Source organism: Neisseriaceae bacterium CLB008 (assembly GCA_041228285.1).
Taxonomy (GTDB): Bacteria; Pseudomonadota; Gammaproteobacteria; order Burkholderiales; family Neisseriaceae; genus JAGNPU01.
This window is the reverse complement of record CP166133.1, coordinates 901,134-925,756: the sequence shown is the minus strand read 5'-3', so window position 1 is coordinate 925,756 and position 24,623 is coordinate 901,134. Positions and strand designations below refer to the sequence as shown.

The following is a 24,623-nucleotide window of genomic DNA, read 5'->3' as shown; positions in this document are numbered from 1 at the left end:
CTAGAGCAAGGGTTGAGGGGCCCGAATCGAACCATCTACGGCTAAATACGGCTGCCCTTGAGCGCAGGTTTCTAAGCGCGCATGCACGCCATATACCTGCGCCAATAAGCTCGGGGTTAATATCTGTTTGGGCGCACCTTCAGCAGCGACTAAGCCTTGGTGTAACACCACGGCATGGTCGGCAAAACGCAGGGCGTGATTGAGGTCGTGAATCGCCATCACCACGCACATTTGCTGCGACTGCGCCAAGCGCCGCAGCAACGCCAAAACTTCATATTGATTTTGTAAATCTAAGGCGCTGGTGGGCTCATCCAACAGCAGCACCCGCGGCTGCCGTATCAGCGCTTGCGCAATCGACACCAGCTGTCGCTGGCCGCCACTGAGGGTGGCCAGCATTCGGTCGGCCAAGGCCTCAATCGACAGCAGCGCCAACAGCTGCGTGACCTGATCCAGCTCTTCCTCGGCCACGCGCCAAGCACCGCCTTGCTTGCTGGCCAAAAGCACGGCCTCAAACACCCGCAGCGACGAGCCCATGGCTAGGTCTTGCGGCACATGGGCAGGACGATGCGGGTGATGGGCTGGCCAGCTGGCTAAAGGCTGGCCCAATACCGTCACCGCCCCCTCACCCTTCAGCTCGCCGGCTAAACGCCGCAACAGCGTCGACTTACCGGCCGCATTCGAACCCAACAAGGCGGTCACGCAGCCGCCAGGCAAGGGCCCAAAGCTGACGTCGCGCAAAATGGTTCGCTGCCCAAACGCCATCGACAAATGTGTGACTTCCAGCAGGCTCATGACGATCTCCTCGTGCGCAAGATCAGGGTAAAGAACAGCGGCACGCCCACTAAGGACGTGACGATGCCGATCGGCAAAGTCTGCCCCGCCAGCAGCGTCTTACTTAAAACGGAGGCGGCCGACAGCATGCAGGCACCGCACAAAGCCGACGCTGGCAATAAAAAGCGCTGGTCTTCGCCCACTAAAATGCGGGCGATGTGTGGGCCAACCAGCCCCACAAAGCCAATGGTGCCCACAAACGACACGCACACGGCCGCCAGCAGGCTGCCCAATAGAATGCCCTGTAGGCGCAGCCTCGCCACCGGAATGCCGAGGCTGGCGGCGCGGCCCTCGCCCAAACGCAGAGCGGTTAAAGCCCAGGCCTGGCGCGCAAACGCCCACAACACCGCCAGCAACACCACGCTCATCAACCCAAGCTTAGGCCAATTGGTGCGGGCCAGACTGCCCATGGTCCAAAACACCACCGCCGACAGCGCCTGATCCGGTGCAACATACTGTAACGCCTCCAGCATGGCGGTAAAGGTAAACACCAGCGTGGTGCCCAATAGCACCACCATTTCCGTTGTCACCCCCCGCCGGCGGCTCAAATAATGAATAAACAACGCCGCCAGCATCGACATTAAAAACGCGTTAACGGGAATCGCATACGCCACCCACGCAGCAGGCAAAATGCTCACGCCCAACACCAGGCCCAGCGCTGCGCCAAAGCTGGCCGCAGCAGACAGACCAAGGGTAAACGGACTGGCCAAGGGATTGCCCAACACCGTTTGCATCTCCACCCCCGCCACCGACAGGCTAGCGCCCACGATGAGGGCCGTGAGCGCCACCGGCAGACGAATGTCCCACAGCACGGCCTGTACCGTAGGGGCTGCATTGGCATCCCACAGCGCCGACAGCACCGTCCAAGGCTGATAACGGGCTTGACCTAGGCTTAAGTCCAAGCCAAAGCTGATCACGGTCAATAAACCAATCAGCGCCAACAGCCATAGTCGGCGCTGGGCCAAACGCTGATACAGCGTTCGGCCAGCCGTTAAAGAAGGCGTCGCCACCGTGGTTTCAGATTCACTCATACAGAGGCTCCATTCAAGCTCAGCCAATAGCCCGGTTGATAGGGAATCGGCAAAAAGCGTTGGTGTAATTCAATAAAGGTGGCTTCAGGGTCTAAGTCCTGAAATCGTTCTGGATGCAGCCATTTCGCCAGCTGCTGCAAGGCCACAAAATGATAGGGATTATCGTAAAACGGATGCCAAATGGCGTGTACCCGCCCGTTCTGAACCGCCTGTAGGGTTCGATAGGCTGGGCGCTGCATCAGCCGCTGTAGCCGCGCCTGACCCTCAATCGGATCAGCGCCTGGCCCTAGGTTTACCCAGTCACCGGTGGGGGCATACAGCGACCAATTGGCGCCGGTGACCAAGACCACATCAGGCTCAGAGGCGATGACTTGCTCGGGATGCAGGGTGCCAAACGTGCCCTGAATAAAGCGGCTGCCCAGATGGTCTCCGCCAGCGGCCGTCACCAGTGCGCCAAAATTGCCCTCGCCATAGCTCAGGCAACAGTCTTCGTACAGCCCCGCAGCACGCTCTAACATCACCGTCGGCCTATGTTGAATCCCTTTTAAAGGCTGAAACACGCGCGCCAGCTGCTCGGCTCGAAAGCGCAGAAACGCCTTCGCCTGCTCACTGCGGCCAAACAACGTGCCCAGAATCTCAATGCTGCGGGCGCTGTGGTGAAAAATCTGCGTACTAAAATCCACAAACACCAGCGCCACCCCCAGCTTGGCCAATAAAGCCATCAAACCTGAGGCCTCAACGGCGCCACGCGAACTTAAGTTCATCACCACCACGTCCGGCTCTAAGGACAAGGCCAGCTCATTGCCGATGGCGTCTCGAGACGTAGACGGGAAACGCACAATATCGGCCAGCTGCGGAAACCGCCGCCGATAAGCCTCATAGCCATCATAATCAGCGGCCCGAAAGTTGCTGCCCCAGCCAACCACGGCGCCAAACGGGTCCTCTGGGCACAAGAGCGCCATCGCATAGGCCAAGGTGCCATCACCGAGCAAAATGCGTTTAATCGGCCGAGTAAGGCTGACCGTACGCCCAGCAATGTCCACCACGGTCCGCTCGGCTGTTTTCGGGCGTTCAAGGCCAGGCGCCGCCAACAGCACGCCGCTGGCCAGCAAGCCCAGCAGCAGCTGCCGACGGCTGATTAAAGACGTTGAAGCAGCCATGGCCCTACCACCGATAGCGCAGCGAAGCGCTGACGGTGCGGTCTTGGCCAATGAAGCAATACATAGCCGAGGTACAGCTGGCCACATAGTCTTTATTGGTTAAGTTGCTGACGTTCAACGCCACGCTGGCGCCGGCCCACTCTGTGCGCACATGACCTAGGTCGTAATTCAGCGCTAAATCCCAGAGCGTAACCGCAGGGACTTTAAAACGATTGCTCGGGTCGCCGTAGCTGCTGCCCAGATAGCGCATGCCCACGCCGGTTTGTAAACCTTGGGCCACGCCGCTGCCGATGCGATAATCCAACCACACCGAACCGCTGTGCTGCGGCGTTTGCACCAGGCTATTGCCTTCAAACTTGGTGTCTTTAATCAACTCATTGTCCAGATAGGTGTAGCTGGCCATCATGTTCAGCTGACGGGTTAGAGCCAGCGTGGCCTGTAGGTCAAGGCCGCGGGTGCGCACCTCACCGGCTTGCTTATTAAAGCCTAGGTGTTCGGCGTCACTGGTTTTGACGTTGGTTTGATTGAGCTGAAAAAGCGCAGCGCTGAGCATGGTTTTGCTGCCCTCAGGGTGATACTTCAGCCCTACTTCACGTTGCTTGGCTTCAATCGGCACAAAGGCCGAGCCTTTGTAGTCACTGCCCAATAGTGGGTCAAACGAAGTGGCATAGCTGGCGTAGGCCGCCAGTGAGTCGCCAAATAAATAGCTTAGGCCGGCACGGCCGCTCCATTTATGGTCGTCCTGTTTGGTCTTGGTTTTCACCAAAGAATAGCTATTGGTTTCGTCATCGGTGCGCGAACGGTCAAAGCGACCGCCCAAAGTCAGCCGCCATTGGCGATAGGCTATTTGGTCCTGTACATAGGCGCCTAAGCGGTTAAACGTTTGGTGCACCGCCCACGGTGCTTGGCGGCTAGGGCCAAAGTCGGGCCGTACCGCAGGCCGATAGTTGGGCCCATAAGGATCAAACAAGTGTGGCCCATCGCTATACAGAGCGTTTTTCACCGTTCCGCGCGCATAATCCACGCCAAACAGCAGCGCATGAGTGGTGGCGCCTAAGGTCACCTCACCATTCACATGGTTGTCCATCGAGAAGGCGCGCACGCTGGCGGGCGAATCCTCATACGTCCCCTTCAGCATCAGCTTGTCGTCCTGCATTTGGTAGCCGTACACCACTGAGCGCTGTAAATCCGTGTCGATGGTCATGTAGCGCATATTGCTGGTGAAGCGCCAACCATCGGCAAAATCATGCTGTAACAGCGAGCTCAACGAGCGCTGTTTGCGGCTAGAGGCGGAAAAATCTCGATCAGAAAAATTACGGCGGCGGTTAATTTCTGGCAATTGACTGTTGTCTAGGCCCAAAACGGCAGCCGGTAGGCTGTTGTAATCGGGCAGATGTGGCTCTTGCGTGTAGCTGCCCATTACCGTCCACGCCGTGTGTTCATTTGGCTGCCAGGTAATGGCCGGCGCTACATACAGACGCTTATGGCGCGTGTCTTCTACTTGGCCCTTGCTGTCTAAACCTGAGGCGGTGATCCGATACAGCAGCGTCTGGGCATCGTTCAGTGGCCCGGTGGCGTCTAGGCCGAGGTGTTTGCGATTAAAGCGACCATAGCTAAGGCTTAATTCTTGCGACTGGACGGCGCTGGGTTTACGGCTGATCTGGTTGATCACGCCCCCGCCGGTGCCCTGCCCATAAACCGAAGAAGACGGCCCGCGCAATACCTCTACCCGTTCAAGACCATAGGCGTCCACCTGCGGCAGCCAACTGCCAGGGTTGCTGATCACCCTCAAGCCATCCAAATAATAATCAGCGTCGGCGCCACGAATTTTGGTGAGGTCAATGTAGTCGCCAAAGCCGCCGAATTTCTCACTGGTGGCGCCAGCCGTATAGCGCAACGCCTGGCTGGTGCTGTTGGCCTGCTGTAAGTCCATCTGCTGGCGGGTCACCACCGAAATCGATTGCGAAGACGTCAAAATATCGGTAGGCGCTTTGCTGCCGACCGTCGAGGTTTCTGCCACCCAGCCTCGAACCGCCCCTTGGCGCGGCGCTTGGCCATGCCCTTCTACCGTAATGTCCGCAATCGCCGCACTGTCGCCCACCGTCTCGGCCTGAGCCTGACTCAATGCGCTCAAACAGCAAACGGCCATCGCCGCCTGCGCCCAGATCGACACCGTGGGGCTAGGCCCACCCTCATGCGCCGCAGCAACCGCCGGCCGTTTTTTTTCAGGATTCATGCACATTCTCGCTACAGGTTAGGGAAATAAAAATCGCATTATAATCACCGACCGACCGACGGTCAATTAAAACAATAATGATAACTATTCTTTTTTAGATGCGATGTCGAGATGGCCACATCGCTTTAATCGTCCTCACGCCCCATTTAACTGGCTGTGTCGCTTGTGGCGTGATTTTTGACGTATTCAGCAACCCAGCCGTCGACACCCTCGCCATGCCATGAGCCAATCCCACGCTGGCCGATGGTGCTCAGAGGCCGACAACACTGGCCTTTAGGCTATTTATTTGGCTGCGGCGCTGCTGGTCTATTGCCTTAACCACGCCTAGCCTAAGCCCCATAAAAAACAGGCCCTAAACCACGTCAACGCGTGATTTAGAGCCTGTCTGATTGGCCTGAACCGCTTATTCTAGTTCGGCCTGCATGATTTCGCGCATCTCAAACTTTTTGATTTTACCGGTAACGGTCATCGGAAACTCCACCACAAACTTCACGTAGCGCGGCACTTTTTGGCGTGAAATCTGGCCATCACAAAAGCCTCGAATGTCTTCTGCGGTCAGGCTGCGGCCTTCTTTCACCACAATCCAAGCACACAGCTCTTCACCGTACTTGGTGTCAGGCACGCCAATCACCTGCACATCCAAAATATCTGGATGGGTGTATAAGAACTCTTCAATTTCGCGCGGATAGAGGTTCTCACCGCCGCGAATCACCAAGTCTTTAATGCGGCCGACCATCTGGCAATAGCCTTCATCGTCTAGCACGGCCAAATCTTCGGTGTGCATCCAGCCAGCAGCGTCAATGGCTTCTGCGGTTTTTTTCTCATCGCCCCAATAGCCCAACATCACCGAATAAGAGCGGGTACATAGCTCGCCGACCACGCCACGCGGCACGATTTTGCCTAGCTCATCCACAATTTTGATTTCGCAATGAGGGTGGGCGCGGCCTACGGTGCTGACGCGCTTGTCGATGGGGTCGTCGGTCGCGCTTTGAAAGCTCACCGGCGAGGTTTCGGTCATGCCGTAGCAAATCGTCACTTCGCGCATATACATTTTATCGATGACTTGACGCATCACCTCCACCGGGCAAGGACTGCCCGCCATCACGCCGGTGCGTAAACTGCTCAAATCGTATTGACCAAAGTCGGGATGATCCAACATGGCGATGAACATGGTGGGCACGCCATAGGCTGCGTGACACCGCTCCTCTTCAATCGTTTTAAGGGTCTGGGCCGCGTCGAAGACGGCGGCCGGATACACCATCGTCGCACCATGAGTGATACAGGCCAAATTGCCAATTACCATGCCAAAGCAATGGTATAACGGTACGGGAATACACACCCGCTCTTGCGCCTGCAGCTTAATGCCTTCGCCACAAAAAAAGCCGTTATTCAAAATATTGTGGTGCGACAGCGTGGCGCCCTTAGGGCTGCCAGTGGTGCCAGAGGTAAACTGGATGTTGATCGGGTCGTCAAACTGTAAAGACGCGCCTACTTCGGCCAAAGCGGCTAACTCTTCGGCACTGGGCGCAGTCATCAAGTCGGCAAAATTCAACATACCAGAGCGTGGTTCGTTATTGATGCTGATCACATACTCCAACGAAGGCAGCCGCTGTGCTTGTAGCGGGCCAGAGCCTGCATCGGCCAACTCTGGAGCCAGATCACAGATCATGTCATTATAGTTGCTGTCTTTAAACGCAGAGGCCATCACGATGGCGCGACAGGTCACCTTATTGATGGCGTATTCAAGTTCGGTACGGCGATAGGAAGGATTGATGTTGACCAAAATCAGCCCCGCCTTGGCGGTGGCGAACTGCATCAACGTCCATTCCACGCAGTTGGTTGACCAAATGCCAATGCGGTCTCCGGCCACTAAGCCTAGGCGACGCAGGCCACAGGCCAAGGTATTGACCTGCTCTTGCAGATCGCGATAGGTCAAGCGGGCATTCTGATGGCGCACCACCAAAGCCTCATGTTCGGCGTAACGCGCACAGGCTTCATCAAAGTATTGGCCCACCGTCACCCCGATCAAAGGGGTGCTGCTGGCACCATTCACATAGCTTAGTTGACTCATAGTGACTCCTTGTTTCTGTTCTCTTTTGTAGATAACACCCGTTCATCACAACGGACTAAGGTCAGGCGACGGCTTATGGCCATGCCTTTTATTATGATGCTGCTTACCCAAGCCGGCTTAAGCCAGCAGGGCTTTGGCCGTGTGTGAGGCCGGTGCTCGACCCAGCGCTTGGCTGATCCAGTGTGCCGTGCTGACTAACGAAGGCAAATCCACGCCGCTGTCGATGCCCAAACCGTTTAATAAATACACCACGTCTTCCGTGGCCACATTGCCGCTGGCGCCCTTAGCATAAGGGCAGCCGCCTAGGCCTGCCACCGACGCATCAAACACCGCCACGCCCATTTGTAACGCCGCAAAAATATTGGCGATGGCCATGCCGTAGGTGTTGTGAAAATGACCAGCCAGCTGCGGCAGCGGCACCCGTTTCGACACGGCGTCGATTAAGCCCATGGTGGCCACCGGCGTACCCACACCGATGGTGTCGCCAAGGCTGATTTCATAGCAGCCTAAATCCAACAATCTCTGGGCCACTTCCGCCACTTGCTCAGGCGCAATTTCGCCCTCGTACGGACAGCCCAAAACACAGGACACATAGCCGCGCACCTTCACACCGTGGCTTTGCGCCGCGCGCAACACCGGCACAAAACGCTCGATCGACTCGGCAATGCTGCAATTGATGTTTTTTTGCGAGAAGGCTTCCGACGCCGCCGCAAACACCGCCACTTCGCGAGCGCCGGCGCCATAAGCCGCCTCAAAGCCTTGCAAATTAGGCGCCAACACCGGATAGGCCACGCCCGCCTTCGGCTTAAGCCCAGCCATCACGGCTTTGGCATCGGCCATCTGCGGCACCCACTTGGGCGACACAAACGCCGTCGCCTCAATCGTGGTTAATCCTGCCTCGCCCAAGCGTTCGATCAGCTCCAGCTTGACCTCGGTGCTGACCTGTTGCGCCTCATTTTGCAGGCCGTCGCGCGGCCCGACCTCCACTATTTTGACTTTATTAGGCAGGTACATCGCTGGTTTCCTTTTCGCCTTCAGCAAACACCAACAGCTCATCGCCATCGGCCACTTGGTCGGTCACCGCAAACAGCACGCTCTCAATCATGCCGTCAGCAGGCGCGGTAATCGTGTGCTCCATCTTCATGGCTTCTAACACCATCAAGGCATCGCCTTTTTTCACCACATCGCCCGCACTCACCCACACTTTAACCACTTGGCCAGGCATCGGCGCCGCCAAATGATTGCTGCCTGCGGCCTCTTCTGACACGGCGCTGTAAGGGTCGACATAGGTAAAGGCATGGGCATCACCGTCTACAAACACCCACAGCACCTGACCTTGGCGCACCACTCGGGCTTTTTTCTGCTGCCCTGCGATGACGGCCGTCAACTCTCCCTCTGCATTCAGCGTGCCCGACGCGGTCACCGCTTGGCCATTGAGCAACAGATTAAAATGCCCCTGACCTTGGTAATGCGCGATGACTTGGGTCGGCTCTCCTTGATGCAGCCAGTTTAGCTTACGGCGTACGTGGCCATTCAGGCGCCAGCCATCAGCCTGATGCCAAGGCGATTGGGCATCGGCACCGGCTTGGGCCACCTGCTGCCAACCTTGTTGCTGTTGCAGCAGCAGGCCTAAGCTGGCCAAACCCCAAATATTGGCAGCCACCGGCTCAGTATTCGGCAACAAAGCCGTTTGCTCACGCTCAATCAGACCGGTGTCTAAATCCGCCTGAGTGAATGAGGCACAGCCCACTAAGCGCCGTAAGAAGCTGATGTTATTGTTTAATCCTAAAACATTAAATTCACCCAAAGCACGGTGCATGCGGTTCAATGCCTCGGCACGGTCTTCACCCCACACAATGAGTTTGGCAATCATCGGGTCGTAATAGGCGCTGATCACGTCGCCCTCTTCTACGCCGCTGTCGATGCGCACAAAGTCGTTGGTTTCAGGGCGATGTAGGTAGACAATTTGGCCGGTAGACGGCAAGAAGCCTTTGTCTGGATCTTCGGCATAAATCCGCGCTTCTAGCGCATGGCCGCGAATCCCCAGCTGCTCTTGAGTTTTCGGCAAGGGCTCACCAAAGGCCACCCGCAGCTGCCACTCAACCAAGTCTTCGCCGGTGATCATTTCCGTCACCGGATGCTCTACCTGTAAGCGGGTGTTCATTTCCATGAAGTAAAACTCACCGCTTTGGTGGGCAATAAACTCCACCGTCCCTGCACCCACATAGCCTACGGCGCGGGCAGCATTGATGGCGGCTTCACGCATGGCGGCCAAATGCTCATCGCTGACGTTAGGCGCAGGCGCTTCTTCCAAAACCTTTTGGTGGCGGCGCTGCACCGAGCAGTCGCGCTCAAAAAAGTGCACGTAGTTGCCGTGGCTGTCGCCAAACACCTGTACTTCAATGTGGCGTGGACGGCTGATGTATTTTTCCAGCAACACGTCGGCGTTGCCAAAGCTGGCCGTGGCTTCGCGTTGGCAGCTGGCTAAGGCATTTAAAAATTGATCCGAAGACTCCACCAGGCTCATGCCCTTACCGCCCCCACCCGCACTGGCCTTAATCAAGAGCGGATAGCCAATGCGATCGGCCTCTTGATGCAGGAACTGAGCATCTTGATTGCTGCCGTGATAGCCAGGCGTCAGCGGCACGTCAGCTTTTTCCATCAGCGCCTTGGCCGTGGCTTTCAGGCCCATCGCGTTGATGGCGGCCACCGGCGGGCCAATGAACACCACGTCATTCACTTGGCAGGCTTCGGCAAAGGCTTCATTTTCAGACAAAAAACCATAGCCAGGGTGAATCGCCTGAGCGCCAGTTTGCTTGGCAGCAGCAATGATTTTGTCGATTTGCAAATAGCTTTCACGTGCTGGCGCAGGGCCAATACACACGGCTTCATCGGCCAGCTTCACGTGCTGGGCATTGGCGTCGGCGTGGGAATACACGGCCACGGTGGCAATGCCCATTTTTTTAGCGCTACGGATCACACGGCAGGCAATTTCGCCGCGGTTGGCAATTAAAATTTTATTAAACATGGTCTTCCTTTAAACGACGACGTTATTCGGCTTGCCAAGCGGGGGCACGCTTGCTTAAAAAAGCACTCAAGCCCTCTTTCGCTTCGGCACCCGCACGTAAAGTGGCAATACGCTGGGCGGTATCGGCCAACAGCGGTGCATCAATGGTTTGGTTGTTCACCCTAAAAATCAGCGCTTTGGCCGCGGCTTGCGCCACAGGCCCACCCGCCAGCAGGCTGCTGCACAGCTGCGCCACCGTTTCATCAATCACCTCAGGCGTGGCCGCCAATTCATGCACCAGACCAATGCGCTCGGCCTTGGCAGCGCTGATTTTTTCAGCGGTCAAGAAATAGCGATGGGCTTGGCGAGCGCCGATGGCGCGCAGCACATAGGGGCTAATCGTCGCTGGCGTGAGCCCTAAACGCACTTCCGAGGTTGCGAACACGGCATTCTCAGACGCCACGCAGAGGTCGCAAGCCGCCGCCAAGCCGAGGCCGCCGCCCATGGCCGCGCCCTGAACTCGGGCGATGGTGGGCTTATTGACGCGGGCCAAGCTGTCCAACATCTGCGCCAAAGCTTCTGCATCAGCCACATTGGTGGCCAAGTCGGCTTCGCCCGCCGCCTTCATCCAGTTCAGGTCGGCACCGGCAGAAAAATGCTTGCCGCGGCCGCCCAACACCACTACTCGCGTCATCTCATCGTGATTCAGCTCAGTAAAACATTGGTTTAACTCGGCAATCAGCGCTGCATTAAACGCATTGCCCACCTCTGGTCGATTGAGCCACACATGGGTCACCTGGCCTTGCCGTTCGATTTCTAAATACTGATACATATCGACTCCTTCGCCTTACATTCGGAACACGCCGAATTGGGTGGCTTCTGCCGGCGCATTCAGCGCCGCCGACACGCTCAAACCCAAGACGCGGCGGGTTTGAGCCGGGTCAATCACGCCATCATCCCACAGCCGTGCCGAGGCATAAAACGGATGGCCCTGATGCTCATATTGATCACGAATCGGCTGTTTAAAGGCCTGCTCTTCTTCAGCGCTCCAGCTGTCGCCCTTTTTCTCAATCGCATCGCGCTTAAGCGTGGTCAACACGCTGGCCGCCTGCTCGCCGCCCATCACGCTGATGCGTGAATTAGGCCAAGTCCACAAGAAACGCGGTGAATAAGCGCGGCCACACATGCCGTAGTTACCCGCACCAAACGAGCCGCCAATGATCAGCGTAAACTTAGGCACTTTAGCCGTGGCCACAGCCATCACCAGCTTGGCGCCATTTTTGGCAATGCCCTCATTCTCATACTTGCGCCCCACCATAAAACCGGTGATGTTTTGCAAGAAGATCAGCGGAATGCCACGCTGACAGCACAGTTCAATAAAGTGGGTGCCTTTTTGGGCCGACTCAGAGAACAAAATGCCATTATTGGCAATGATGCCGACCGGATGGCCATACAGCCGCGCGAAGCCCGTCACCAGCGTGGTGCCAAACCTAGCCTTAAATTCGTCAAATTCTGAACCATCCACGATGCGGGCAATGATTTCGCGCACATCGTAGGGCTTACGCGTGTCGCTAGGCACCACGCCATATAGCTCATCGGCAGAATACAGCGGCGCCTGTACCGCCTTCACGTCTAAGTCATGGGTTTTTACATGGTTTAAGTTGGCCACAATATTGCGCGCCAAGCCAAGCGCATGATGGTCGTTTTCAGCCAAATAGTCGGCCACGCCCGACACTCGCGTGTGCACGTCGCCGCCGCCTAAATCTTCGGTGCTGACCACTTCGCCCGTGGCCGCTTTCACCAACGGCGGCCCACCTAAGAAGATGGTGCCTTGATTGCGCACAATAATGGTTTCGTCCGACATCGCTGGCACATAGGCGCCACCGGCGGTACAGCTGCCCATCACTACAGCGATTTGCGGAATGCCCTTGGCCGACATTTGCGCTTGGTTATAGAAAATACGCCCGAAATGGTCGCGGTCAGGAAACACTTCATCCTGCAGCGGCAAATAGGCACCGCCCGAATCCACTAAATAAATACACGGCAAATGATTCTGTTCGGCAATCTCTTGCGCGCGCAGGTGTTTTTTCACCGTCAAAGGGTAATACGTACCGCCTTTAACCGTCGCATCGTTGGCCACAATCATGCACTGGCGGCCATGCACTTGACCGATGCCGGTGATCACGCCAGCCGCAGGCACTTCATTACCGTACATATCCCAGGCGGCCAGCTGGCCAACCTCTAAGAAATTGCTGCCCTCATCAAGCAATACGTCAATACGCTCACGCACCAATAGCTTGCCGCGACCTTCGTGGCGGGCGCAGGCGGCTTCGCCACCGCCCTGTTGAATCGTGTGCGCCACCTCATTCAAGCCGGCTAGGGCCTGCTGCATGGCTTCAGCGTTTACGCGAAATTCGTCGCTACGGGGATTGATACTGGATTTCAAAACATTCATGGCAAACCTCATTAATCAATTAAACACCGACTCAAGCAGTTTCGTTAAATAGCTCACGGCCGATCAACATTCGGCGAATCTCAGAAGTCCCCGCCCCGATCTCATACAGCTTGGCATCACGCCATAGGCGCCCAACTGGATATTCATTGATGTAACCGTTACCGCCTAAGGTCTGAATGGCCTCACCCGCCATCCAAGTGGCTTTTTCGGCAGAGTACAAAATGGCGCTAGCAGCGTCTTTACGCAGGCTACGGGCGTGGTCGGACTGATCGCAGGCGCGGCCAACGGCATACACCAAAGCCTTAGAGGCCAACCAGGTACTGTACATATCGGCCAGCTTACCCTGCATCAATTGAAACTCACCAATGGCCTGACCAAACTGCTTACGGTCGTGCAAGTACGGAATCACCACGTCCATACAGGCATCCATAATGCCCAAGGGGCCACCGCTGAGGACGGCACGCTCATAGTCCAAACCGCTCATCAACACCTTCACACCGCCACCAACCGTGCCTAAAACGTTTTCAGCCGGGACTTCACAATCGTCAAAGAATAAGGGGTAGGTATTGGAGCCGCGCATGCCTAATTTATCCAAATGCGTGCCGTGGCTAAAGCCTTTAAAGCCTTTTTCAACAATAAACGCCGTCATGCCCTTGGCACCTGCTTGTGCATCGGTTTTGGCATACACGATCAGCACGTCGGCATCGCCACCGTTGGTGATCCACATCTTCGAGCCGTTCAATACATACACATCGCCTTTTTTTTCCGCCCGTAGCTGCATGCTCACCACATCAGAACCAGCATTGGGCTCAGACATGGCCAAGGCACCGACGTGCTCACCAGACACCAATTTGGGCAAATATCTGGCCTTTTGCTCGGCATTGCCGTTACGGTTAAGCTGATTCACGCACAGATTAGAGTGGGCACCATACGACAGCCCTACTGAAGCAGAAGCCCGAGAAATTTCTTCCATCGCCACGATGTGGGCCAAATAGCCCATGCCGCTGCCACCGTATTCTTCGCTGACGGTCATGCCCAATAGGCCTAGGTCGCCCATTTTGCGCCATAGGTCGGCAGGAAATTCATTATCGTGATCGATTTGCGCCGCACGCGGGGCGATCTCATTGGCGCAAAAGCCTACTAAGCTCTCGCGCAACATGGTAATGGTTTCATCCATGCCAAAATCTAATGTTTGCAACATCATGATGGTTCTCCTTTGTCTTTATCGTCTGGCCATTATTGGGCATTGGTCTGGCCTGTAGCCATTTAACGACGCGCTTGCCCTATTCGTTCTCTTCACTATACAGGGGTAATCCAAAAAAATGAATAGCAATTCATAATTTGATTTCAATTTATTTTATGTACTATATTTAGCGTTTAAACTATAATGCCAGCATGACCGAAAAACGCACCTCAACCTACAAGCGATCTTCAATGATGGAAGCCAGACTGGCCCAGAATAGAAAGATCATTTTCCAGGCCGCCCGCCGCATCATTGCCAAGGGTGGATTCAAAGACGTACAGGTCGCAGGCATTGCACGCGAAGCAGGCGTGTCCACTGGCCTGATCTACCGTTATTTTTCGTCTAAAGATCAGCTGCTGGTAGAAATCTTAACCGACGCCGTTCTGTTAGAAATCGACATTCTTGATGAAATTGCCGCCCAGCCGCAGTCTGCACGCGAATGCCTGCGCGCCGCCATTGTCTCTTTTACCAGCCGCGCCCTCGCAGGTTCCCGCTTGGCCTACGCCTTCATCGCCGAACCCTTAGACAGTGCCGCGGTTGAAACCGAACGGATGCGCTGCCACCTGCTGTTTGGAAACGTGTTCAAAAATATTTTGCACCGAGGCATTAAAGACGGCGACTTTCGCTCCATCGACGTCGACGCCAGCGCCGCCTGCATCGTCGGCTCGATGACCCAAGCCCTGATCATGCCGATCAGCAACCCGGACGCTCACCCCGTCGATAAAACCCAGCTCATCGACGCCATTGCCGACTTTTGCGTCCAAGCCGTTTCCTAGGGCTACCGTCGCAAAAACCAGACACCCAATGCGGGTATTTGGTTAATTAACCCCATATTTAGCCAAATACGCTTGACAAGAAAAAGCAAACCGCCTATTATGCACGTCTTGGCAGCAAACCAGCACAAGCCCCCACAAGGATCGCTTGTCACCCAGTCGAATCACGACGGGCGTTAGGCCAAAAAGAAAAGCAACACACCATTACCAAAAAATAAATAAAGTTTGAGCTTCAAGACTCAGACTTAGCGTAACAAACGCGGGGTGGAGCAGCATGGTAGCTCGTCGGGCTCATAACCCGAAGGTCATAGGTTCAAATCCTGTCCCCGCAACCAACAAGGTCATGACGTTGATGACCATAAAAAATACCCTCCTCGGAGGGTATTTTTTCGTCTAAGCCCAACACGTGTATGAATTATCCAACACCCATCCCATCCTGTCGAACACAAAAAACGGCTCTGTCCTGAACACCTCAAGACAGAACCGCTCAAGCAGACTTAGCTGGATTTAATTAAGCTTACCCTGGCGCGAATGACACAGGCCGATGATCTCAACCGACTCGTCAGCAAACACCTCGGGCTGTAAAACCTCCTGCGGGTAAATCGGGTTATCCGAAATCACCCGAATTGAGCCATCCAATAGCCACTGTAGGCGCTTCACCCGCAGCGCATCGCCCACGCGCAGCAAAAATACCCCGTCGCCTTTTTTTTGCGCCATATTCACCAGCACCGCATCGCCGGTATTCAGCGTGGGCGACATGCTTTCCCCCGCAATGGTGATGACGGCCAAATCTTTCGGGTACAGGCCTTCATCGCGAATCCAACTGCCCAGATAGTGCAGCTTGTCCACGATTTGCTCTTCGCTAAAAAAACTGCCGTAGCCAGCGCTGGCGGCGACGTCATACATTGGCACGCTGACGTAGTCTGCATCGTCATCATTGGCCGCCGCAGCAGCGACCGCCGTGCTGTTTTGCCCAAATAAAATCCAATCCAGGCTGACTTGGCGATCTGTCGCAATTTGCATACACTTTTCGAGGGGAATGACGTTGCGGGTCTTCCAGGAGTAAACCGTTTGGCGGTTAACCCCCAATACAGCGGCTAAGTCGCTGTCTTTATTGACCTCATACAAAGACTTCACTCTGGCCACAATGGCGGCAAAATCAGCTTCTTTGTCCATAATTTGCATACTTTCGATCAATAATTTGAATTTAGGCCTTACATGTACGCATATTTTGTACTAATATGGTCATGTCCAATATTTGTGGACCAATAGTAACATTTATTTTAGAAATGATACAGTTTGATGACTTATTTCGTCAGCAACTGCTTACAACGAAGGACGTGACCATGACCACATTGACACAACACCGCCACACTCAGGTTAAAAGCTTATTAAGCAGCAGCAAAAAAGCCTCGAGCGGCTGGGGCAAGCTTTGGGGCACGGTCACCAAGCTAAAAATCAAAAGCATTGACCAGCGCCTAAGCGCCATCGATCAAGCGCTGGCCTGGGAATTAAAACAGGGCGTGTCGTTTGCCCGCCGCCTAGCCCTAAGTAATCAGGTCACCGCCGCCAAGAAAAAGCTGCTACAGCAAAAAGAGCGCCTCAGCCGTTCTCTACACTAAGCCGCGCGAGGTGGGTAAGGCTAAGCCTGCCCACGCCGCCAACCCTGAACGCATCCAAACCAAAACCGCGTGGGTCTCGACCCACCCTACGACTTAACGGCAAACGCTGCCCTCGCCTAGGGTGGCTAAAGCGAAGCCTACTCAGGCTGCCAACTCTTAACGTACCTAAACCAAAACCGCGTGGGCCTCGACCCACCCTACGACTTAACGGCAAACGCTGCTCTCGCCTAGGGCGGGTAAAGCGAAGCCTACCCACGCCGCCAACTCTTAACGTACCTAAACCAAAACCACGTGGGTCTCGACCCACCCTACGGCTTAACGGTAAACGCCGCTCTCACGACGATGGATGCGGCAACCGCAGCCACTCATCCGCTTCCCAATACCAATGTTCACCGCTAGGCTCATACACCTTTTGGCAGCGCAAACCCACCTGCGCCCAACCATCGCGAAACGGGAGCGCACACTGATAAAGAGGCGGCACCATAATCTTGCCCGTGGCCACGCTTGCATAACCCAAACGCCCCGCTCGCTCAATGCGTATCAGCCCTTCTGCCGGCTCGTCTGGGCCGTTGTCAAACATAAACACCTCAAACAAGTGCGCCCCGCTCGGCCCATAGGCCTGCCAGCCTTGATCAAACACCAGCGCAAACGGTAATCGGTGTAGATCACTAACGTAATCAATGGTTTCATCGCACGGGCGCGCGGCCACGATGATTTGTCCTATCTGATTTTGATAATGGCAAACCTCACCCAGAGGGTCTACTATTTTGCTCAGATAGGCTGTGGCCGGATCTGGCGCGCCCAGCGCCCAGCTACTGCATAAGGCCATGCCCAGCATTAGCCCTAATCGTGCGCTCATTTCGTCTCCCTATTGTCCGTAGCATCAGGCTTTATACCACAAACCCAAGCGCTTACGCCCTCACTCAGCAGTCATGGCAGAGCCTGAGCAAACAAAAAAAAGCCGGTCAGAGCAAAGCCCATGACCGGCAACAACGTTCAACTTAACAGTGATGCAGAGAAACTAAACCGCCTCGCTCAGCTTGAGCGCTTCACGGCATAAAGCCCAAGAACGCTCAGATGAGTCGGCATACATGCGTAATTCGTCAAACACCGGCGCACCTAAAGAGGCTTCAAACTGAGCTTGGCTAGACGTGCCTTCATATTCTGCCTGGCTTTCACCACCGAGGTTAGACTGGAAGATGCCGGCGGCGCTGACGGGTAAGAAGTCTTCATACACGATGGGTTCGTAAATCACCGCACCTGCGGCAATCAAATCATCCACGCTGCTGCCAGCGGCAAATTGGCCAGATCGAGCCAAGCCAGCTTCGGTTGGGTAATAGGCGAAATAGGCTAGGTCTTGATCCCTCATTTCGGCATAGGTGTCTGGGAAGGCGGCAAAATGCTTGGCCAAATTAGCGCGATAAGCATCGGCATTAGCCTCAGTCGGCGCACCGCCAATTTCAGCACGCGCCTCATTCAATAACTGGTCGTATAGGGCACGGCCTTTAGGCGTCAACGCCGCGCCGCGCTGTTCGATCTCACCAAAGCGCGCGGTGTGGCTACCCACCTCACCCTCGTCCGCTTGATCGGTAAAGCGCACGCGCTCTTGCAAGGCTTTAAAGCTGGTTTGACGCAGTAAAATCGGACACTCGCGACGAGGCGGGCCTTCCACCACGGCTTTAGCATTAATGCCTCGCTGCGGCATCAGGGCCTGAATGGTATCGATGTCGACGGTTCGAGGCGTCAAATGATTGATGTGTGGGCCTTTAAATGCCACCACGTCGGCAATCAAACGGTGTTGGTCATGTAAGGCTTGATACTGTGCGGCGGTCACGGTCGCGTCGGAATGCCAGCGGAAGGTCTCCAGAGCCGCAGCGACAAAACGCTCAGCATCGGCCTCACTCAAACCACCCTCTTGCTCACACTGTTCGATCAGAGCCAAGGCTTCGGCGGTAAAGATGTTACGGCGGGCCAAAATAGCGGTTGCTTCCGTACGCGTGGCCTCATCATCGATTAATTCCAAGCGCAGCAAAGAGGTAAACACGCGAAACGGACTCACGCGCAATGCGTCTTCATGCACGGCACGAAAAGCGGTTGAATGCACCGGCACGCCGGCCGGTGCCAAATCATAATAGCCCACAGGGAACATCCCCATCACCGCAAACAGGCGACGAATGGTACTCAACTCAGCCTCAGTACCCACCCGAATGGCACCATGACGCTCTTCGTCTAGGCGCGCTAACTCTTGAGTTTGCGCCAATCGTGCATGTAGCTCAGGGTTCGCCGCCAAAGTGGTTTGATTCACGTCGGCCACTAAGCTCATTAAATCGCCGTATAAAGGCACTTCGTTTTGGTACATGGCCGACATGGCGGCCGAAAATTTGGCACGAATCAAATCGGGCGACAAAAAGGCAGTGTGTGACATGGGTTCTCCAAGTGTGTTCATCAATTAGGCTTCGGCGCTTAGGCCTTGCACATTTTTTAACAAAATTTGTAAAGGGTGATTCAATGTTTGGTCGCTCATTCGCTTGACCTGGCTGCGACAAGAGTAGCCCGTCGACAACAGGCGCCCCGACGGTCCATGCTGAGCCACCAGCGGCTGCCAAGACTGCTGATAAATCGTGGCAGACGTCTCTTGATGTTGGCGCTCATGGCCATAGGTACCAGACATGCCGCAGCAGCCACTGGCCATAGGTACCAGCTTCAAACCAAAGGCAGCAAACAGGCTCACCCACTGCTGGGCGGCTTCGGGCGCATTGGTTTTTTCAGTGCAGTGACCCAGTAAATAATACGGCTCGGCGTCGGCCGTCACTGTGTTGACCTGCGCCGCCAGCAATCGGCTCAGCCATTCTTGCGGCAGCAGCACTTCTGGCTGCGCCAGGCTGCTGTCCAATACCTGTACATATTCTTGTCGATACACCAAGGTCATGGCCGGATCCATCCCCACCAGCGGGATGCCGGCTTCGGCCACTTGGTTTAAGACTTGGGTATTGCGCCGCGCCAGCTTTTTAAACTGGCTCAAAAAACCATGCACGTGCAGCGGTTTGCCGTTAGGCATGAACGGCAACAGAAAGATGCGCACGTCTAAAGCCTTCAGCAAGGCCATCCAATCGGCCAGCAACGGGGTTTCAAAATAGCGGGTGAACGCGTCTTGCACCAACACGATGCTGCGCGCCTTTTCGGCTTCACTCAATCGCGCCAGATTAGCCACGGTGGCGGCTTGAACCTGATGCTGCGCCAGCAAGTCGGCCCAGGGCAGCGTGCTCATTTTAGGGCTGTCCACCAAGCCCACCACTCGACGCATCAGGCCATCCACCACGCCATTACTGAGGGCGGCGTTGTACAGCTTTGGCGCCTTAGCCAAATACGGCAAGGTGTATTCAAGGGCACCGACGGCGTAGTCTTTTAACGGCCGTAAATAACGCGTGTGGTATAGGTATAAAAAGCGCGATTTAAAATCGGGCACGTTGACCTTAATCGGACACTGACCGGCGCAAGACTTACACGACAGGCAGCCACTCATGGCCTCATACACTTGATGAGAAAAATCGTCTTTTTGCGCCCGCGGGCTGCGCCATGAATGCCCCACGCGCACCAAGTTGGCCTTAACCGCACCCAGCCAACCAGTGGTTTGTGCGTCGGGCGCACAGGCCAACACGTCTACCCCTGCCTGTTCCTGTAGGCGTAACCATTCGCGCACCAAAGATGCCCGCCCCTTAGGCGCATGCATGCGGTCGCGCGTGGCCTTCCACGACGGACACATGGCGTCGTTGACGTCATAGTTATAGCAAGCGCCATTGCCGTTACAGTGCACGGCGCTTTGAAAGCCATACCATACTTTTTTTGCAATCTGGCGATCGAGGTCGCCGCGAAACGGCACTTCATCCACCTGAGTCAGCTGCGCATTCGGCATGCTGCTGGGGGTGGCGATTTTGCCTGGATTGAGCTGATTGTGTGGATCAAACAAGGCTTTAATCTGCTGCAACACTGGATACACGGCGCCAAAAAACTTAGGCGCATAGCCAGAGCGCAAGCCCTTACCGTGTTCGCCCCACAGCACGCCACCATATTTATGCACCAGCTCGACGACTTGGTCGGTAATGTCACGCACCTTAGCCGCCTGCAAGGGGTCTTTCATGTCTAGCGCGGGGCGCACGTGCAAGACGCCGGCATCCACGTGGCCAAACATGCCATAGGCCAAACCCGCCTCATCCAAGACGGCGCGAAACTCGGCAATATAATCGGCCAAATGTTCAGGCGGAACCGCCGTGTCTTCCACGAACGGCTGCGGTCTCACCTCACCCTTCACGTTGCCCAATAGCCCCACCGAACGCTTACGCATGCCGTATACGGTGTTCACTGCTTTAGCGCCTACTGCCAGCGTATGGCCTAGGCGGGCGACGGTGGTGTCGCTGTCTAAATGCTGAATAAACGCCGCCACCGTCGCCTGTAAAGCCGGCAAATCATCGCCGCAAAACTCCACTAGGTTGATGCCCAGCGTGTCGCTGCCGTCGGCATTATCCGGGAAGTATTCGGCCACGCTGTGCCACACAAAATCGGCCTTAGCCAACTGCAATACTTTTGAATCCACGGTCTCGATCGACAGCGGCCGCTGGGCCATCAAAGCTTTGGCATCACGTAGCGCGGCTTGAAAATCGGCATAGCGAATGTTGACCAAGATTTGATGGGTCGGTATGGGCAATAAGTTAATCTTGGCTTCGGTGACAAAGCCCAAAGAGCCTTCTGAGCCACACAATAGATTATTGAGGTTAAACACCCCATCCTCTTTAATGTGCGGTAAATCGTAGCCCGTAAGACAGCGGTTCAGCTTAGGGAACGTGGCCTCGATCGCCTCGGCGTGCTCACTCACCAAGGCATCAACGGTTTGATACAGCGTGCCGACTAGCCCTGTCTGGGCCTGCTCCTGGGCCAATTCCGCCGCATTTAAAGCCGCCGTTTCTAAGACGGTGCCACCCAGTAAAACCGTTTTTAAGCCCAAAACGTGGTCGCGGGTTTTACCATAGGTACAGCTGCCTTGGCCGCTGGCGTCGGTATTGATCATGCCGCCAATGGTGGCTCTATTAGAGGTCGACAGCTCTGGCGCAAAAAAGAGGCCATAAGGTTTAAGCGCAGCGTTAAGCTGATCTTTCACCACGCCTGCTTGCACCACGGCGGTGCGCGCCTTGGCGTCGATGGTTAAAATCTGATTCATATGGCGAGACACGTCGACCACGATGCCATCGGTCAAAGACTGGCCGTTGGTGCCCGTACCGCCACCGCGCGCGGTCAACACCACGGCGGTATAGGCCGAATCAGCGGCCAAACGCGCCAGGCACACCAAATCAGCCGTGTCCCGCGGGAACACGGTGGCCTGCGGCAAGCGCTGATACACTGAGTTATCGGTCGAGAACACAATACGCTTGGCGTAGTCTTGTTCAATCTCGCCCTTAAAGCCGTGGGCCGCCACTGCCTTTAAGAAGGCTTGATAGACGGCCGCCTGCGGCGCTTTGGGCACGTTAATGTGCGCGATTTTCATGTTTTAATTACCTGCGAGACACTCACCCAACAGGCTCAAACCTTGTTCAAGCCTATCGGGCTCAATGGTTAGGGGCGCCAAAAGGCGGATGATGTGGCGGTTTTTGCCGCTAGGCATCAACAGCAAGCCACGTTCGCGGGCGCGATTCAATACACGGGCTAAGACTTCAGTACCAGGGCCACCTTCGTCATTCAGCAATTCGATGCCGCGCATGGCGCCCACGCCGGTCAAGCGACCCACGCAGCGAATGCCGGCCGCCTGCCAAGCAGCGTGATGGCGCTCAACCGCCGCCTGATAGCGTTGCCCCCACAGGGCCAAATGATCGCCTTCAGACATCACTTCGATGCTGGCCAAAGCCGCCGCACAAGAAACAGGGTTGCCTGAATAAGTACCGCCGAGGCTGCCCTTAGGTAGATTCACCATAAACTCAGGCTTGCCCATCACGGCGCCTAAAGGCATGCCGCCGGCAATGCTTTTGGCCAACAGCAATAGATCAGGCTCGATGCCTAGGCGTTCAAAGCCAAAGCGCGTGCCGGTACGGCCAAATCCGGATTGAATTTCGTCCAACACCAATAAGATACCATGTTGATCACAAAATGCACGCAGGTACTGAGCAAACTCAGGGTCTAATAATTGAAAACCACCCTCGCCCTGAATCGGCTCAACCACGATACACGCCACTTCGTTGATGTCGATTTCGACCGCCATTAAGCGCGCCAATGCGTCTTTAGCGGTTTGGCTGCTGACGCCATTGTCTTGGCTAGGAAAAGGAATGTGGTAAACCGGGCCCGGTAACGCACCTAGGCCTTGCTTATAAGGGGCGACTTTACCGTTGAGGTTTAATGAAGCCAAGGTGCGGCCATGAAAGCCGCCATCAAACGCAATCACGCCGGTGCGTTTGGTGTGAATACGGGCAATTTTCAAGGCGTTTTCCGTGGCTTCAGCGCCACAGTTGGTGAGCATGCCCATGAAGGGTACAGAGGAGGGAATAAAAGCCGACAAAGCCTCCATCAACAGGCCATAAGGCTGATGAGGGACGGCATTAAAAGCATAATGAGTCAGCTTTTGTGCCTGTTCGGTGATGGCGGCCACCACTTTAGGATGGCAATGGCCTAGGTTCAACACCCCAATGCCGCCGATAAAGTCGATATACGACTTACCGTCCTGATCCCAGACGGTGGCGTTGAGGCCATGAGACAGCATAATGGGGTGAACAATAGACAAAGCGGGGCTAATTTGCTTGCTTGGCATGGTGTGAATCCTCTTGATGTGGGTATTCTGTGCGGATTTATTTTTAGGGCACAGTACTTTTATTCTGGTCATCTAATGGCTCATCGAGCGTCGATGTCGCGATGAGTGCCTATCAGACCAGAATCCCAGCAGAGGTTCAAACGAAAAAAAAGCTTTGTATTATTCCTTTTTTTCCGATTCTGGCGAAGTTTGCAATAATAAGTGGTCTTTCAACCACGACACCAGCTTCTTGATTTTGGGCATGTCGGCGGCGTGCTCTTCATAGGCCAAATAGTAAGCGCCATTGCTGGGCAACTCATACGCCCACGGCGACACCAATTTACCGCTTTGCAGCTCATCCGCCACCAAGAACTTAGGCACTAAGGCCATGCCATAGCCTGCTTCGGCGGCACGAATGCAGGCCGACCAGGTTTCAAAACGTGGCCCTTGATAGCAGCGATTCACCTCCACCGACTGGCTGGCAAAGTAGGTGTACCACGACGCTGGGCGTGACTGACACTGTAGTAAGACGTATTGGCCTAAATCTTCCGCCTTGTTGATCGTCTGCCCTTTTAACACGTCGGGGTGGCACACCGGCACCATCCATTCATCAAACACCTTGACGCATTCCACCCCTTGCCAAGCACCGCTGCCGAATAAAAAAGCCACGTCGATCCCCGCCTTAGCCAAATCAAACGGTTGGACGTAGTCGCGCATATCGAGGTGAATATTGGGATACAGATCGTAGAAGTCTTTAAGGGCCGGAATCAGCCACCGCGCACCAAACGTTGGGTGAGCGGCTACGCTGAGCACTTCGGTTTCGCTGCCGTAGGACAACATATACAGCGTTGACACTTCGACTTGGCCTAAAATTTTACGCACTTCTGGCAAATACAGTGCCCCTGCCGGCGACAGCTTTAAGCGCTTACGCACGCGCCGAAACAGGCTGGTCTGTAGCGTGGTTTCTAGCTGCGCCACCTGTTTACTGACGGCGCTCTGGGTGAGGTGGAGTTCTTCTGCGGCCTGAGTGAAGCTCAGGTGGCGCGCCGATGCTTCAAAACACTGTAGCGCGGCCATAGAAGGGACTTGTTTTCTTGATATGCCTAAACGGCTCATGTGGTTTCTCCTACGCCAACAAGCTTTTGCTCATGACGTCAATTCATTGTTATTATTGTGGTTTTTATTATACATATTTGATTGTATTAGTTTTATTGCTATTTCTCGGCGTTAAGCTTATCTCGATTCCTACATTCGTGCAATCCAAAACGGAATGAACACATGAATAAAGCTCGCTTGTCTTGAAACTGGGTTTTAACCTAATCTAAGTGGCGCTTTTGATCTAAGTCAATAAAAAGCGGCTACGGCAATATGCCGTAATTTATTTTTTAATGCAATAAATCAACAAAATTAGATTTTATATTTCATATA

The 24,623-nt window shown here is 55.1% G+C and carries 18 protein-coding genes and 1 tRNA gene; 3 read left to right on the top strand and 16 right to left on the bottom strand.

Annotated features, from left to right (window positions below; translation table 11 throughout):
* The 10 genes from AB8Q18_04150 to AB8Q18_04105 form a co-directional block, all read right to left on the bottom strand.
* Window positions 1-792: an ABC transporter ATP-binding protein gene (locus AB8Q18_04150; protein XDZ52248.1), complete on the bottom strand. Its 792-nt coding sequence runs from the start codon at window positions 790-792 to the stop codon at window positions 1-3.
* Window positions 789-1,862, bottom strand: coding sequence for a FecCD family ABC transporter permease (locus AB8Q18_04145; GenBank protein ID XDZ52247.1), 1,074 nt, complete (start codon window positions 1,860-1,862; stop codon window positions 789-791). Before AB8Q18_04145 ends, AB8Q18_04150 begins: the two co-directional genes overlap by 4 nt.
* A complete protein-coding gene (locus AB8Q18_04140; protein XDZ52246.1) occupies window positions 1,859-3,022 on the bottom strand; it encodes an ABC transporter substrate-binding protein in 1,164 nt (387 codons plus the stop codon). The genes AB8Q18_04145 and AB8Q18_04140 overlap by 4 nt, the downstream gene beginning before the upstream one ends.
* Window positions 3,023-3,026: 4 nt before the next feature.
* Entirely contained in the window at window positions 3,027-5,258 is a 2,232-nt protein-coding gene (locus AB8Q18_04135) for a TonB-dependent siderophore receptor (GenBank protein ID XDZ52245.1), read from the bottom strand.
* Between the two features lie 403 nt (window positions 5,259-5,661).
* Window positions 5,662-7,329 (bottom strand): AMP-binding protein, encoded by a 1,668-nt coding sequence (locus tag AB8Q18_04130; protein XDZ52244.1) that lies wholly within the window; start codon window positions 7,327-7,329, stop codon window positions 5,662-5,664.
* 117 nt (window positions 7,330-7,446) lie between these two features.
* Window positions 7,447-8,337, bottom strand: coding sequence for a hydroxymethylglutaryl-CoA lyase (locus AB8Q18_04125; protein XDZ52897.1), 891 nt, complete (start codon window positions 8,335-8,337; stop codon window positions 7,447-7,449).
* Window positions 8,330-10,357: an acetyl-CoA carboxylase biotin carboxylase subunit gene (locus tag AB8Q18_04120; GenBank protein XDZ52243.1), complete on the bottom strand. Its 2,028-nt coding sequence runs from the start codon at window positions 10,355-10,357 to the stop codon at window positions 8,330-8,332. The genes AB8Q18_04125 and AB8Q18_04120 overlap by 8 nt, the downstream gene beginning before the upstream one ends.
* A gap of 22 nt (window positions 10,358-10,379) precedes the next feature.
* The gene (locus AB8Q18_04115) at window positions 10,380-11,168 is read right to left on the bottom strand and encodes an enoyl-CoA hydratase/isomerase family protein (protein XDZ52242.1); all 789 of its coding nucleotides are present in this window, start codon (window positions 11,166-11,168) and stop codon (window positions 10,380-10,382) included.
* A 15-nt stretch (window positions 11,169-11,183) separates the two neighbouring features.
* Window positions 11,184-12,791 (bottom strand): carboxyl transferase domain-containing protein, encoded by a 1,608-nt coding sequence (locus AB8Q18_04110; GenBank protein XDZ52241.1) that lies wholly within the window; start codon window positions 12,789-12,791, stop codon window positions 11,184-11,186.
* A 31-nt stretch (window positions 12,792-12,822) separates the two neighbouring features.
* On the bottom strand, window positions 12,823-13,995 hold the full coding sequence (locus tag AB8Q18_04105) for an isovaleryl-CoA dehydrogenase (protein ID XDZ52240.1): 1,173 nt from the start codon (window positions 13,993-13,995) through the stop codon (window positions 12,823-12,825).
* Between the two features lie 230 nt (window positions 13,996-14,225).
* Here AB8Q18_04105 and AB8Q18_04100 point away from each other — a divergent pair, with 230 nt between their 5' ends.
* On the top strand, window positions 14,226-14,810 hold the full coding sequence (locus AB8Q18_04100) for a TetR/AcrR family transcriptional regulator (protein ID XDZ52239.1): 585 nt from the start codon (window positions 14,226-14,228) through the stop codon (window positions 14,808-14,810).
* A gap of 255 nt (window positions 14,811-15,065) precedes the next feature.
* Window positions 15,066-15,142: transfer RNA gene (locus AB8Q18_04095), tRNA-Met, on the top strand.
* A 172-nt stretch (window positions 15,143-15,314) separates the two neighbouring features.
* On the opposite strand, the gene AB8Q18_04090 is transcribed toward AB8Q18_04095, so the two are convergent.
* Window positions 15,315-15,992 carry a helix-turn-helix domain-containing protein gene (locus AB8Q18_04090; GenBank protein ID XDZ52238.1) on the bottom strand — a complete coding sequence of 226 codons (678 nt, stop codon included), beginning with the start codon at window positions 15,990-15,992 and terminating at the stop codon, window positions 15,315-15,317.
* Window positions 15,993-16,153: 161 nt separating this feature from the next.
* On the opposite strand from AB8Q18_04090, the gene AB8Q18_04085 reads away from it, so the two are divergent.
* A complete protein-coding gene (locus AB8Q18_04085) occupies window positions 16,154-16,429 on the top strand; it encodes a hypothetical protein (protein ID XDZ52237.1) in 276 nt (91 codons plus the stop codon).
* A 334-nt stretch (window positions 16,430-16,763) separates the two neighbouring features.
* Here the strand turns inward: AB8Q18_04085 and AB8Q18_04080 are convergent, their stop codons facing one another.
* The 5 genes from AB8Q18_04080 to AB8Q18_04060 form a co-directional block, all read right to left on the bottom strand.
* The gene (locus AB8Q18_04080) at window positions 16,764-17,288 is read right to left on the bottom strand and encodes a hypothetical protein (GenBank protein XDZ52236.1); all 525 of its coding nucleotides are present in this window, start codon (window positions 17,286-17,288) and stop codon (window positions 16,764-16,766) included.
* 162 nt (window positions 17,289-17,450) lie between these two features.
* Entirely contained in the window at window positions 17,451-18,854 is a 1,404-nt protein-coding gene (locus AB8Q18_04075) for a VOC family protein (GenBank protein XDZ52235.1), read from the bottom strand.
* 24 nt (window positions 18,855-18,878) lie between these two features.
* The gene (locus AB8Q18_04070) at window positions 18,879-21,965 is read right to left on the bottom strand and encodes an FAD-binding and (Fe-S)-binding domain-containing protein (protein XDZ52234.1); all 3,087 of its coding nucleotides are present in this window, start codon (window positions 21,963-21,965) and stop codon (window positions 18,879-18,881) included.
* A gap of 3 nt (window positions 21,966-21,968) precedes the next feature.
* Complete coding sequence (locus AB8Q18_04065; protein ID XDZ52233.1) at window positions 21,969-23,216, bottom strand: aspartate aminotransferase family protein; 1,248 nt, start codon at window positions 23,214-23,216, stop codon at window positions 21,969-21,971.
* A 159-nt stretch (window positions 23,217-23,375) separates the two neighbouring features.
* Complete coding sequence (locus tag AB8Q18_04060; protein XDZ52232.1) at window positions 23,376-24,311, bottom strand: LysR substrate-binding domain-containing protein; 936 nt, start codon at window positions 24,309-24,311, stop codon at window positions 23,376-23,378.
* Between the last annotated feature and the right edge of the window lie 312 nt (window positions 24,312-24,623).

Bases quoted from the DNA above. Each gene is read 5' to 3' on its own strand.
- AB8Q18_04115 (XDZ52242.1), bottom strand. From the start codon at position 11,168: ATGTATCAGTATTTAGAAATCGAACGGCAAGGCCAGGTGACCCATGTG.
- AB8Q18_04085 (XDZ52237.1), top strand. From the start codon at position 16,154: ATGACCACATTGACACAACACCGCCACACTCAGGTTAAAAGCTTATTA.
- AB8Q18_04060 (XDZ52232.1), bottom strand. From the start codon at position 24,311: ATGAGCCGTTTAGGCATATCAAGAAAACAAGTCCCTTCTATGGCCGCG.
- AB8Q18_04150 (XDZ52248.1), bottom strand. From the start codon at position 792: ATGAGCCTGCTGGAAGTCACACATTTGTCGATGGCGTTTGGGCAGCGA.
- AB8Q18_04140 (XDZ52246.1), bottom strand. From the start codon at position 3,022: ATGGCTGCTTCAACGTCTTTAATCAGCCGTCGGCAGCTGCTGCTGGGC.
- AB8Q18_04145 (XDZ52247.1), bottom strand. From the start codon at position 1,862: ATGAGTGAATCTGAAACCACGGTGGCGACGCCTTCTTTAACGGCTGGC.
- AB8Q18_04120 (XDZ52243.1), bottom strand. From the start codon at position 10,357: ATGTTTAATAAAATTTTAATTGCCAACCGCGGCGAAATTGCCTGCCGT.
- AB8Q18_04110 (XDZ52241.1), bottom strand. From the start codon at position 12,791: ATGAATGTTTTGAAATCCAGTATCAATCCCCGTAGCGACGAATTTCGC.
- AB8Q18_04100 (XDZ52239.1), top strand. From the start codon at position 14,226: ATGATGGAAGCCAGACTGGCCCAGAATAGAAAGATCATTTTCCAGGCC.
- AB8Q18_04105 (XDZ52240.1), bottom strand. From the start codon at position 13,995: ATGATGTTGCAAACATTAGATTTTGGCATGGATGAAACCATTACCATG.
- AB8Q18_04130 (XDZ52244.1), bottom strand. From the start codon at position 7,329: ATGAGTCAACTAAGCTATGTGAATGGTGCCAGCAGCACCCCTTTGATC.
- AB8Q18_04065 (XDZ52233.1), bottom strand. From the start codon at position 23,216: ATGCCAAGCAAGCAAATTAGCCCCGCTTTGTCTATTGTTCACCCCATT.
- AB8Q18_04080 (XDZ52236.1), bottom strand. From the start codon at position 17,288: ATGAGCGCACGATTAGGGCTAATGCTGGGCATGGCCTTATGCAGTAGC.
- AB8Q18_04090 (XDZ52238.1), bottom strand. From the start codon at position 15,992: ATGCAAATTATGGACAAAGAAGCTGATTTTGCCGCCATTGTGGCCAGA.
- AB8Q18_04135 (XDZ52245.1), bottom strand. From the start codon at position 5,258: ATGAATCCTGAAAAAAAACGGCCGGCGGTTGCTGCGGCGCATGAGGGT.
- AB8Q18_04075 (XDZ52235.1), bottom strand. From the start codon at position 18,854: ATGTCACACACTGCCTTTTTGTCGCCCGATTTGATTCGTGCCAAATTT.
- AB8Q18_04070 (XDZ52234.1), bottom strand. From the start codon at position 21,965: ATGAAAATCGCGCACATTAACGTGCCCAAAGCGCCGCAGGCGGCCGTC.